11 protein-coding genes are annotated in these 12,098 nt (G+C 59.2%); 3 read left to right on the forward strand and 8 right to left on the reverse strand.

The features are described from left to right. Positions 1-2 precede the first annotated feature (2 nt). Positions 3-353, reverse strand: coding sequence for a MerR family transcriptional regulator (locus PspR84_RS03675; RefSeq protein WP_160055564.1), 351 nt, complete (start codon positions 351-353; stop codon positions 3-5). Between the two features lie 83 nt (positions 354-436). Between PspR84_RS03675 and PspR84_RS03680 the strand changes: the two genes are divergently transcribed. Further along, positions 437-871: a hypothetical protein gene (locus PspR84_RS03680; RefSeq protein ID WP_160060047.1), complete on the forward strand. Its 435-nt coding sequence runs from the start codon at positions 437-439 to the stop codon at positions 869-871. A 40-nt stretch (positions 872-911) separates the two neighbouring features. On the opposite strand, the gene PspR84_RS03685 is transcribed toward PspR84_RS03680, so the two are convergent. The 7 genes from PspR84_RS03685 to PspR84_RS03715 all read right to left on the reverse strand — a co-directional run bounded on the left by PspR84_RS03685 (position 912) and on the right by PspR84_RS03715 (position 8,918). Beyond that, positions 912-1,838, reverse strand: a complete 927-nt coding sequence (locus tag PspR84_RS03685; protein ID WP_077570879.1) for an ABC transporter permease — start codon at positions 1,836-1,838, stop codon at positions 912-914. Next, positions 1,838-2,944, reverse strand: coding sequence for an ABC transporter permease (locus PspR84_RS03690; protein WP_127925727.1), 1,107 nt, complete (start codon positions 2,942-2,944; stop codon positions 1,838-1,840). Before PspR84_RS03690 ends, PspR84_RS03685 begins: the two co-directional genes overlap by 1 nt. 13 nt (positions 2,945-2,957) lie before the next feature. After that, positions 2,958-4,505 (reverse strand): ABC transporter ATP-binding protein, encoded by a 1,548-nt coding sequence (locus tag PspR84_RS03695; RefSeq protein WP_160055566.1) that lies wholly within the window; start codon positions 4,503-4,505, stop codon positions 2,958-2,960. A 644-nt stretch (positions 4,506-5,149) separates the two neighbouring features. Next, the gene (locus tag PspR84_RS03700) at positions 5,150-5,731 is read right to left on the reverse strand and encodes a YigZ family protein (RefSeq protein ID WP_160055568.1); all 582 of its coding nucleotides are present in this window, start codon (positions 5,729-5,731) and stop codon (positions 5,150-5,152) included. Between the two features lie 7 nt (positions 5,732-5,738). Beyond that, on the reverse strand, positions 5,739-6,389 hold the full coding sequence (locus PspR84_RS03705) for a TetR/AcrR family transcriptional regulator (RefSeq protein ID WP_064387743.1): 651 nt from the start codon (positions 6,387-6,389) through the stop codon (positions 5,739-5,741). Between the two features lie 88 nt (positions 6,390-6,477). Beyond that, entirely contained in the window at positions 6,478-7,866 is a 1,389-nt protein-coding gene (locus PspR84_RS03710; protein WP_160055570.1) for a nucleobase:cation symporter-2 family protein, read from the reverse strand. A gap of 131 nt (positions 7,867-7,997) precedes the next feature. After that, a complete protein-coding gene (locus PspR84_RS03715; RefSeq protein WP_102901587.1) occupies positions 7,998-8,918 on the reverse strand; it encodes a LysR family transcriptional regulator in 921 nt (306 codons plus the stop codon). Between the two features lie 138 nt (positions 8,919-9,056). Here PspR84_RS03715 and PspR84_RS03720 point away from each other — a divergent pair, with 138 nt between their 5' ends. Together PspR84_RS03720 and PspR84_RS03725 are read left to right on the forward strand one after the other, a co-directional pair. Then, on the forward strand, positions 9,057-10,406 hold the full coding sequence (locus PspR84_RS03720; RefSeq protein ID WP_034154752.1) for an aspartate aminotransferase family protein: 1,350 nt from the start codon (positions 9,057-9,059) through the stop codon (positions 10,404-10,406). Between the two features lie 76 nt (positions 10,407-10,482). Beyond that, entirely contained in the window at positions 10,483-11,976 is a 1,494-nt protein-coding gene (locus PspR84_RS03725; RefSeq protein ID WP_038360740.1) for a CoA-acylating methylmalonate-semialdehyde dehydrogenase, read from the forward strand. Positions 11,977-12,098 lie beyond the last annotated feature (122 nt).

Consider the following 12,098-nt stretch of genomic DNA (forward strand, 5'->3'; position numbering starts at 1 on the left):
GATCATGGATTCAATGGACAGGCCTGACCGAGCCGAAGTTGCAGCTCCTGACGCAACGCGTCGAGTTCGCTCATGCGGGTTTCGATCAATTGCAGTTTGTCGCGCAGCAACTGCGCCACGGCGTTGTCCGGGTCGGGCACGTTCCACAATGCGGCAACGCTGTCGCCGATCTCGCCGAGGGTAAATCCCAGGCGCTGCGCGGTTTTGATGTAGAGCACCAGTTGCACCATCTCCGGCGGATATTCGCGATAACCGTTGGCACTGCGTTGCGCCGCGATCAACCCACGCTGCTCGTAGAAACGCAGGGTGTCACGGCTGACGGCGCTGGCCTGGGCTAATTCACCGATGCGCATGCTGGCTCTCAAAAGAGGTATTGACCCTGGAGCATACTCCAGGCTTTACCGTGCTTGCTCCCTGAATTTCTGGAGCATGGATGATGTGGACTTCAACGCAGTATCGCAACGTGGTGCGCGGCAGTGCCTGGTATGACTTGATCGTCACGGCAGCGTTTGCCACGCCTTGGAGTTTTGCGCTTGTGCATGAGTTGTTGAGTGCGCTGGATTTACCCGGCGAATTGCCGGCGTTTCAGCCTGTGCACATGTTGATGGCGAATCTGTTGGGTTCGGTGGTATGTGTTTGGGCGGTGCTGCGGATTCGCGATCCGCAGGCGCGTTATGGAAGGTATGACGCGGTGGCCAGATTTTTGTTTGCGGCTTGGCAGGGGTATGCCTTGCTGCACGGCGCCAGTTCGATTTTGCTGGTTTTTCTGGTCTTCGAGTTAGCGTGGGGCATTGCTCAGGTGTTGCCTGTTGAACAGCCATCGCGAGCAGGCTCACTCCTACAAGGGAATTGTGAATCCGATCCAATGTAGGAGTGAGCCTGCTCGCGATAGGGCCAACAAGGTCACCGCATCAATGCCCCGCCTGCCACGGCTGCCCCAACGAAACCGGCGCATACAACCGCGTCCGCAGCGCATCCCGCGACAACAACACCAGCACCACAATCGTCGCCACATACGGCAGCATCGCCAGCAAACTCGACGGAATCGCCAGCCCCAACCCCTGCGCGACCAAATGCAGGATGCTGGCGAGGCCAAACAGATACGCCCCGAGCAACAACCGCCACACTCGCCAACTGGCAAACACCACCAGCGCCAAGGCGATCCAGCCACGCCCGGCAGTCATGTTTTCCGCCCACATCGGCGTATACGCCAGCGACAAATAAGCCCCGGCCAACCCGGCCATTGCCCCGCCAAACAGCACCGCCAAGGTACGCACGGTCAACACCGGCAAGCCCATCGCACTCGCTGCATCCGGGTTCTCGCCCACGGCCTGAATAATCAACCCGACACGACTTTTGATGATCACCCACGCCACTAGCGCAAACAGCGCGAACGACAGATACACCAGCAGATCCTGAGCAAACAGCATCCGCCCGATCAGCGGAATTTCACTCAGCCAAGGAATCGCCAACGGCTCAAAACCCGCCAGCGGTTTACCCACCCAGGCCGCGCCGACAAAGGTCGACAGTCCGACACCAAAAATCGTCAGAGCCAAACCGGTCGCCACTTGATTGGCATTGAACACCAGCGCCACCAGCGCAAACAGTGACGACAACAACATCCCTGCCAACATCGCCAACAACACCCCAAGCCACAGGTTGCCGCTGTTCAGCGCGACGATAAAACCGATCACCGCGCCAAACAGCATCATCCCTTCCTGCCCAAGGTTGAGCACGCCGCTCTTCTCGCAGATCAGCTCACCCAACGCCACCAGCAACAGGGGCGTGCCGCAACGCACCATGGCGTAGAAAATATTGCTCAACAGATCGATATCCATCACAGCGCTCCGGCGGTTACGGCGGTGGTCGACGTGCGCTTTACCCAGCGCAGGTTCAGGCGTGGCCGATAGAGGATCAGCACGTCACAGGCGAGCAGGAAAAACAGCATCATTCCCTGAAACAATTGGGTGATCGCTTGCGGCAGATTCATCGTCATTTGTGCGCTTTCGCCACCGATATACAGCAGCGCCATCAACAGGCTGGAAAACAGAATCCCGATCGGATTGAGTCGCCCAAGAAACGCCACGGTAATCGCCGCATAGCCGTAACCCGGTGACACCTGCGGCACCAATTGGCCAATCGGCCCGGTGACTTCGCAGACTCCCGCAAGCCCGGCCAATCCGCCGCTGATCAACAGCGCCAGCCAGATCAGCCGCTTCTCGCGAAAGCCGACAAACCCCGCCGCACGCTTGTCCAGCCCGAGCACTTTGATCTGGAAACCGACAAAGCTTTTCTGCAACAACACCCACACCGCGACCAGTGCGAGCAGGGCGAAATACACCCCGGCGTGCACGCGGCCATCCTCCATCAACAACGGTAAACGGCTGGCATCGCCGAACATCGCCGATTCGGGAAAGTTGAAGCCGGCGGGATCTTTCAACGGCCCGTGCACGCAGAACAGCAGCAGGTTCAGGGCGATGTAATTGAGCATGATGCTGGTGAGGATTTCGTTGGCATTGAAGCGCGTGCGCAACCACGCGGTCAGCCCGGCCCACGCCGCGCCTGCGACGGTGCCGGTGAGCAGAATAAATACCAGCGCCCAACGGCTTTGCATGCCGATGATGTTCACCGCCAAGGCACTGCCGGCGAGCGCGCCGAGGAGTAATTGGCCTTCGGCGCCGATGTTCCAGATTCGCGCCTGATAGGCCACCGCCAGACCCAGCGCGCAGAGCAGGATCGGCAGCGCTTTGACCAGTAATTCGGAGACGCCATACAAGTCGCTGACCGGCGCGATCAGCAGCGTGTGCAAGGTTTGCAATGGGTCATGGCCAAGGGCGATAAACAACAGCGAGCCACAACCGAGCGTCAGCGCCGCCGCCAATAACGGCGAGCACCACAACATCAAGCGCGATTGCTGGCCACGGGGTTCGAGGGAAAGCAGCATGTGGAAAACTCCGTTAAACCGTGGCGGCTGAAGGTGGGTTGTCGAACTGGCCGGCCATCCAGCCGCCGACGTCGCTGAGTTGCGTATCGGTGGTGTTGTGCAGCGCCGACAAGCGTCCGCCACACAAGGCGCCGAGGCGGTCGCTGATCTGGAACAGTTCGTCGAGGTCTTCGGAGATCACCAGAATCGCCGCGCCGGCATCGCGCAAAGCGATCAACGCGCGGTGGATGGTCGCGGCAGCGCCGACGTCCACGCCCCAGGTCGGGTGCGCGGCGATCAGCAGTTTCGGTTGCTGAAGGATTTCCCGGCCGAGGATGAATTTCTGCAGGTTGCCGCCGGACAAACTGCGCGCGGCGGTTTGCGTGCCCGGGGTTTTCACGCCGAAGCGCTGAATGATCTGTTGGGCGAGGGCTTCGACTTTGCCGCGTTCGATCAAACCGTGGCTGACCAAACCTTGTTGGAAAGCTGTGAGGAGGGCGTTATCGGCCAGACTCAATTCCGGCACCGCGCCGTGGCCGAGACGCTCGGCAGGCACGAATGCCAAACCCAGTTTGCGCCGTGCATCCGGGCGTAAATCAGCGACATGTTGTTCGGCGAATCGAATGGTCGCGGCTTGCGCCCGAGGCAAGGTTTGTTCGCCGCTGAGCAGGGCCAGCAATTCATCCTGACCATTACCGGCGACCCCAGCGATACCGACGATTTCACCGCTGCGCACCTGCACATCAATGTCAGTCAGCGAACAACCAAACGGGTCCGGGTTGTGCCAGCTCAAGCCGTTCACCTGCAAAAACGCCGCGCCGCCGCTGACCTTTGGATAATCGCCAATCAACGCCGCCGCTTCGCCAACCATCAACTGCGCCAATTGCTGATCGGAACATTCGGCCGGTACGCAATGCCCGGCCACGCGCCCGCCGCGCAGAACCGTCGCGCTGTGACACAGCGCCCGAACTTCGCCGAGCTTGTGGCTGATAAACAGAATGCTGCAGCCCTCGGCGGCGAGACGGCGCAAGGTGATGAACAATTCATCCGCCTCCTGCGGTGTCAGCACTGACGTCGGTTCGTCGAGGATCAGCAGACGAATGTCCTGCATCAGGCAACGGATGATTTCCACGCGCTGGCGCTCGCCGATCGACAGGCTGAGGACAAGTCGCTCCGGCTCTAGCGCCATGCCATAACGGCGCGAGACTTCACGAATCTTCGGCTCCAGTTGTTTCGGCGTGCCAGCCTTCGCGCCCATCGCCAGCGCTATGTTCTGCGCGACGCTGAGGGTTTCGAACAGCGAGAAATGCTGGAACACCATGCCGATGCCCAACTGCCGTGCCTGCGCCGGATTGCGGATGTTGACGCGTTGGCCTTGCCAGAGCATTTCCCCGGCGTCGGCCTGGGTGACGCCGTAGATAATTTTCATCAAGGTACTTTTGCCCGCACCGTTTTCCCCGAGCAGGGCGTGAATTTCTCCGGGCGCAATGCTCAGGTCGATGGCGTCGTTGGCCAGACAGCCGGGATAAAGTTTGCTGATGTGGCGCAGTTGCAGGCGCGGGAGGGGAGGCGCGATTGGCATGACAGGCTCGACTTGCTTGAAGTTGTGCCTGTGGATAAAGCAATTTCCTGGCCATTGAGTCAGGAACCCGAGCGGGCTGCGGCTGCGTGCGCTCGGCGCAGAGCATTGCGGTGAAAATTGGCGGGATTCGCAGCACCATTTCAGCGCAAAGCCGTTGATCGGGCTCCAGTTTTGCCCGCCGGCAACTGATCAAAAAACGAGCAAACCCGTGGGAGCTAGGCAGAACCTGCGACTGCGGCGGTCATGAACGGGTTATCCACAGGTTGCTCCACAGTTATTGTGCGCAAGCTGCAAACCCGGGCATAAGCACTGCAGTGCTTTCTTCTAATGGTGATAAACCGCGCTAACCATCTGTTTCTATTTGAAATATTCGTTTCGTCGGGTGAATTGAACGAAAAGTGAACAAACCGCGCAAAGCCACGTGACAGAAGGGTTACAGCGGAATGTACTCAGGTTATCCACAGTCGGGTGCACAGCAGATGTGGGCAACTCTGTGGAATAAGAAATTTCGGGGTGCCCCAAAAGATCGCAGCCTTCGGCAGCTCCTACATGGAAACGCCGAAACCGGAATCACCCCCCAAAATTCGTGACAACCACGGATCCGTGTAGGAGCTGCGGAACGCTGCGATCTTTTGATCTTGGCTTCACCGCTGCAACAAAATCCGCCCACGACTCAAATCCGCCAACTGGCTTTGTAACAACTCGATCTGCGCCTCACCCACCGCCAACTTCAATTCAACCCCGTTTGCCGTGAAGTTTTCCTCCACCACCAATCCACCCAGATCGGCAACGCGCAACTTCACCAACGCCAATTCGGCAAACCCGCAAGCACAACTCAATGGCACCCGGCTTATCAACTCAACCTTGGCCGCCGTTTGCAGGCATTTGTTCGCACCACCGCCATAAGCCCGGGCCAAGCCGCCCGTGCCCAATTGAATACCGCCGTACCAACGAATCACCAGCACCGCGACCTGATCGCAATCCTGCGCTTCAATCGCCGCCAGAATCGGTCGCCCGGCCGTGCCGCCCGGTTCGCCGTCATCATTGCTACGGTATTGATCGCCGAGCTTCCACGCCCAGCAATTGTGCGAGGCGTTGAAATCGCTGTGTTGTTCGAAAAAAGCCTGCGCCTCGGCAGGGCTGCCGATCGGCGTGGCGAAAGTGATAAAGCGGCTTTTGCGAATCTCTTCGCGGTACTCGCAAAAACCGCTGAGGGTGAAAGGCATAAACGTCTTATAGAGGAGGAGTGAGGCCGCAGCCTTTGAGAATGATGCGGATCAGGTTGTTGCCGGCGTCTTCCATGTCCTGCTTGGTCAGCTTGCTGCGACCGCTGACGCGGCAGATCTGCGTGGCGAAGTCGGCGTAATGCTGAGTGCTGCCCCATAACAGGAAGATCAGGTGCACCGGATCGACCGCGTCCATTTTGCCCGCATCGATCCACGCCTGAAACACCGCCGCACGGCCAGTGAACCAGGCGCGGTAATCCTGATTGAAATATTCGGTGAGGCATTCACCGCCGCTGATCACTTCCATCGCAAAGATTCGCGAGGCTTGCGGCTGGCGACGGGAGAATTCCATCTTGGCGCGGATATAGCGGGTCAGCGCTTCGGCCGGATCGTCTTCGGCGGTGAGCGTATTAAAGGTGCTGTCCCACAGCTCGATGATGTTGCTCAGCACCGCCACGTACAAACCGAGTTTGTTGGTGAAGTAGTAATGCAGGTTCGCCTTGGGCAACCCGGCATTCTGGGCGATGGTGTTCATGCTGGTGCCTTTGTACCCGTGACGGGCGAACTCGTCTTCGGCGGCTTTGAGGATGGTCTCTTCGTTCTTCTGACGAATGCGGCTGGCGGGTTTGCCGCCATGGGCAGGGACTTCAAAGGTCATAGGCACTTCCGGGTTTGTCTGTGGGTGCAACCAGTTGCGTTGATAGCGCACCCACAGACATCCGACAAGTCCTTGCGCGATAAAACCGTTACGCCTGTTCGATCTTGTTCAGCGCCGCGTGCACTTCAGCGGCCTCGGTTTTCGACTCCGGCAGCAAAAGGCACAGGATGATTGCCGTCAATCCACCGCTGGTGATCGCCGAGTCGAACAGGTTCTGCACCAGTTTCGGCAGCAGGTGCAGCAGGTTCGGTTGTGCGGCGATGCCGAGGCCAACGCCGAACGACGTGGCGATGATCAACATGCTGCGTCGATCCAGCGGCGACTGCGCGAGGATGCGCACGCCGGCAGCGGCCACCGCGCCGAACATCACCAGGGTCGCACCGCCGAGTACCGGTTTCGGAATCTGTTGCAGCACCGCGCCTATCATCGGGAACAGGCCGAGACAAAACAGAATCGCGCCGATGTACAACCCGACGTAGCGACTGGCCACGCCGGTCAACTGGATCACGCCGTTGTTCTGCGCGAACGTGGTGTTGGGGAAAGCGCTGAAGGTCGCGGCGATCATGCAGCTCACGCCATCGCCGAGTACGCCACCGCGCAGGCGGCTTATATAAGAAGGGCCGCTGATTGGCTGGCGGGCAAGCATGCAGTTGGCCGTGAGGTCACCGACGGTTTCGATGGTGCTGATCAGATAAATCAGTGCGACCGGCAGGAAAGCCGTCCAGTCGAAGCTGAAGCCAAACTTGAACGGTGTAGGAAAACTCACCAGTGGCAAGTCAGGTAAAGGCTGCGGCACCAGTTTCCCACTGAACCACGCGGCCAGACTGCCGAGCAGCAAACCGATGATGATTGCCGACAAGCGCACCCATGGCGTGTTCGAGCGGTTGAGCAGAATGATCGTCAGCAACACAAACACGCCCAGCGCCAGATTGCCCGGCGCACCGAAGTCAGGCGCATTGAAGCCGCCGCCGAGATCAGTGATGCCGACCTTGATCAGGCTGATGCCGATCAGGGTAATGACGATCCCGGTCACCAGCGGTGTAACCACGCGGCGCAATTGACCAATGAAGCGGCTGAGAACGATCTGCACCAGCGCGCCGAAAAAGCACACACCGAAGATCATCGCGAGAATGTCTTCCGGGCTGCCGCCACGTTGCTTGACCAGAAACCCCGCCGACAGCACCGCGCCGAGAAAGGCAAAACTGGTGCCTTGCAGACAGATCATTCCCGCGCCAATCCCGAATGGCCGCCGCGCCTGAATAAACGTGCCGATGCCGGAAACCATCAAGGCCATGCTGATCAGGTACGGCAAATGCGCGGTCAGCCCGAGGGCCGAGCCGATCACCAACGGCGGGGTGATGATGCCGACGAAACTGGCGAGCACGTGTTGCAGCGCCGCGAGTGTCGCGGCGAGCGGTTTGGGGCGGTCGTCGAGGCCGTAGATCAGGTCGCTGGACGGTGCGGAATCTGGCTGCATGGCTTAGGGCTTCTTATCAGAGGAACGAAGTAATTTCCCCTCTGCAAAAACCTGTCCACTTGCTCAGCTTTATCGGCAAATAACCCGCAAATGCAGGAGCTGCCGCAGGCTGCGATCTTTTGATCTTGCCTTCAACGCGTCGCCGCCAAACTCTCCAAAAAGCTCTCCAGCACCAAATGAGGGCGCCGCCCCTTGCGCGTGACCGATGCCAGACTCAAATCGTAAAACCGCGTTCCTGCTTTCAAAGCACGCAAACGCCCCTGCTGCACCCAAAGACTGGCGTAATGATCCGGCAGATACCCAATGTAACGCCCGGTCAAAATCAAAAACGCCATGCCTTCCCGGTCAGAAGCACTGGCCGTGCAATTGAGTGCCTGGTAATGCGCCTGAATCTCCGCCGGCAAACGAAACGTCGGCGCAATCGCGTCCTGACTGTTAAGGCGTTCGTCATCCAGTTGCTTGTCATCGACATAAAACAACGGATGCCCCACCGCGCAATAAAGCAGTGAACGCTCGCTGTACAGCGGCTGATATTCCAGTCCCGACAACGCACTGGCCTGCGGTACCACGCCAACATGCAGGCGCCCATCGAGCACGCCTTGCTCGACTTCATTCGGCGCAATCATGCGGATCTGGATCTGCACGTCTGGTCCGCGCTCCTTCAACTGGGCGAGGGCGTGGGTAATGCGCATGTGGGGCAGGGTGACGAGGTTGTCGGTCAGGCCGATGATCAGCTCGCCACGCAAATGCTGGTGCAGGCCGTTGACCTCGGTGCGGAAACTTTCCAGTGCACTTAATAGTTGCAGCGCCGATTGATACACCTCGCGACCTTCTTCGGTTAGCGAAAAACCCGCGCGCCCACGCTGACACAAACGCAAACCGAGACGCTGCTCCAGATCGCTCATCTGCTGACTGATTGCCGAGCGCCCAATGCCGAGCACGGTTTCCGCTGCCGAGAAGCCGCCGCATTCCACCACGCTGCGAAAAATCCGCAGCAGGCGAATATCAAAGTCACTGACCTGGGCCAGCGGATCGGGGCGGCGGCTGCTCATCTTATTGTTCTCATTGTTTAGCAAAGTTCTAACTGAAGGTTAGAAGAGTTGGATTTCACCGACTTTATCGCCGTGGCAATTTAGCTGCAACAACGCTTTTTATCTCCCTGACGCTTATGCCCTGCGAGGTTTTGCCCGATGAACATGCCTGAAAACGCGCCGTCGCCACTGGCCAGCCAACTGAAGCTGGACGCGCACTGGATGCCGTACACCGCCAACCGTAACTTCCAGCGCGATCCGCGTCTGATCGTTGGCGCCGAAGGCAGCTGGCTGATCGACGACAAAGGCCGCCGGGTATACGACTCGCTGTCCGGTCTGTGGACCTGCGGCGCTGGCCACACTCGCAAGGAAATTCAGGAAGCTGTCTCGAAACAGTTGGGCACCCTCGATTACTCGCCGGGCTTCCAGTACGGCCACCCGTTGTCGTTCCAGCTGGCCGAAAAAATCACCGAGCTGACTCCGGGCAACCTCAATCACGTGTTCTTCACTGACTCGGGCTCCGAGTGCGCCGACACCGCGGTGAAAATGGTTCGTGCCTACTGGCGTCTGAAAGGCCAGTCGACCAAAACCAAAATGATCGGCCGTGCCCGTGGCTACCACGGCGTGAACATCGCCGGCACCAGCCTTGGTGGCGTCAACGGCAACCGCAAGCTGTTCGGTCAGGCGATGATGGACGTCGATCACCTGCCGCACACGCTGCTGGCCAGCAACGCATTTTCCCGTGGCATGCCGGAGCAGGGCGGTATCGCGCTGGCCGATGAGCTGCTGAAGCTGATCGAACTGCACGACGCTTCGAACATCGCCGCCGTATTCGTAGAACCTATGGCCGGTTCCGCTGGCGTACTGGTACCGCCGCAGGGTTATCTGAAGCGTCTGCGCGAGATCTGCGATCAGCACAGCATCCTGCTGGTGTTCGACGAAGTGATCACCGGTTTCGGTCGTACCGGCAACATGTTCGGCGCTGACACCTTTGGCGTGACCCCGGACCTGATGTGCATCGCCAAGCAAGTCACCAACGGCGCGATCCCGATGGGCGCGGTGATTGCCAGCTCCGAGATCTACCAGACCTTCATGAATCAGCCGACGCCGGAATACGCTGTGGAATTCCCGCACGGCTACACCTACTCGGCGCACCCGGTAGCTTGCGCCGCTGGTCTGGCGGCACTCGATCTGCTGCAAAAAGAAAACCTGGTGCAGAGCGTCGCTGAAGTCGCGCCGCATTTCGAAAACGCGCTGCATGGTTTGAAAGGTTCGAAGAACGTTATCGACATTCGTAACTTCGGTCTGGCCGGCGCGATCCAGATTGCCCCGCGTGACGGCGACGCCATCGTGCGTCCATTCGAAGCGGGCATGGCCCTGTGGAAAGCCGGGTTCTACGTACGCTTCGGCGGCGACACTTTGCAGTTCGGCCCAACTTTTAACAGTAAGCCGCAAGACCTCGATCGTCTGTTCGACGCGGTCGGCGAAGTGCTGAACAAGCTCGACTGATTTTTCCTTCTATATATACCTACAAAAACGGGCACTCCTTAACGTGTGCCCGTGGACAAGAATTCAGGAGTTTTCGATGAGCGTTATCCCGCATTTGATCAATGGCGAACTGGTGACCGAGAACGGTCGCGCGGTAGATGTGTTCAACCCGTCCACCGGTCAGGCTATCCACAAGTTGCCACTGGCGAGTCAGGCAACCATCCAGAAAGCCATTGATGCCGCCAAGGCTGCGTTCCCGGCCTGGCGCAACACGCCACCGGCCAAACGTGCGCAGGTGATGTTCCGCTTCAAGCAACTGCTGGAGCAGAACGAAGCGCGTATCTCGCAATTGATCAGCGAAGAACATGGCAAGACTCTGGAAGACGCTGCCGGTGAATTGAAGCGCGGTATCGAGAACGTCGAGTTCGCTTGCGCAGCGCCAGAAATCCTCAAGGGCGAGTACAGCCGCAACGTCGGTCCGAACATCGACGCATGGTCGGACTTTCAGCCGCTGGGCATCGTTGCCGGCATCACCCCGTTCAACTTTCCGGCCATGGTGCCGCTGTGGATGTACCCGTTGGCGATCGTCTGCGGTAACTGCTTCATCCTCAAGCCGTCCGAGCGTGATCCAAGCTCTACACTGCTGATTGCTCAGTTGCTGCTGGAAGCGGGTCTTCCGAAAGGCGTGATGAGCGTGGTGCATGGCGACAAGACTGCCGTGGATGCGCTGATCGAAGCGCCGGAAGTCAAAGCGCTGAGCTTCGTTGGCTCGACGCCGATTGCCGAGTACATCTACGCCGAAGGCACCAAACGCGGCAAACGCGTTCAGGCACTGGGTGGCGCGAAGAACCATGCGGTGCTGATGCCGGATGCCGATCTGGATAATGCGGTCAGCGCACTGATGGGCGCCGCGTACGGTTCGTGCGGCGAGCGTTGCATGGCGATCTCGGTTGCTGTGTGTGTGGGCGACCAGGTGGCGGATGCGCTGGTGGCGAAACTGGTTCCACAGATCCAGGCGTTGAAAATCGGCGCCGGCACTTCGTGCGGTCTGGACATGGGCCCACTGGTGACCGGACAGGCGCGGGACAAGGTTAGCGGTTACGTTGATGACGGCGTGGCAGCGGGCGCGACCCTGGTGGTCGACGGTCGTGGGTTCAGCGTGGCGGGTCATGAAGAGGGCTTCTTCCTCGGTGGCTGCCTGTTCGACAACGTCACCCCGGAGATGCGCATCTATAAAGAAGAGATCTTCGGTCCGGTACTGTGCATCGTTCGCGTGAACAGCCTGGAAGAGGCAATGCAACTGATCAACGATCACGAATACGGCAACGGCACCTGCATCTTCACCCGTGACGGTGAAGCGGCGCGTCTGTTCTGCGATGAGATCGAAGTCGGCATGGTCGGCGTCAACGTGCCGCTGCCGGTACCGGTGGCTTATCACAGCTTCGGCGGCTGGAAGCGTTCGCTGTTCGGCGACCTGCACGCTTATGGTCCGGATGGTGTGCGCTTCTATACCCGTCGCAAGGCGATCACTCAGCGCTGGCCGCAGCGTGCGAGCCACGAGGCGTCGCAGTTCGCGTTCCCTAGCTTGTAAGTAGAAGGGCAGAAGGCCGACCTCATCGAGGTCGGCCTTCGTGTTTTCGGGTTTTTTTGACCGATGTGACAGAATTATGAAAATAGGTGTTGACGGCAGATTTGAGATGTCTATAATTCGCC

The sequence above is a fragment of the Pseudomonas sp. R84 genome, from assembly GCF_009834515.1.
Classification (GTDB): Bacteria; Pseudomonadota; Gammaproteobacteria; order Pseudomonadales; family Pseudomonadaceae; genus Aquipseudomonas.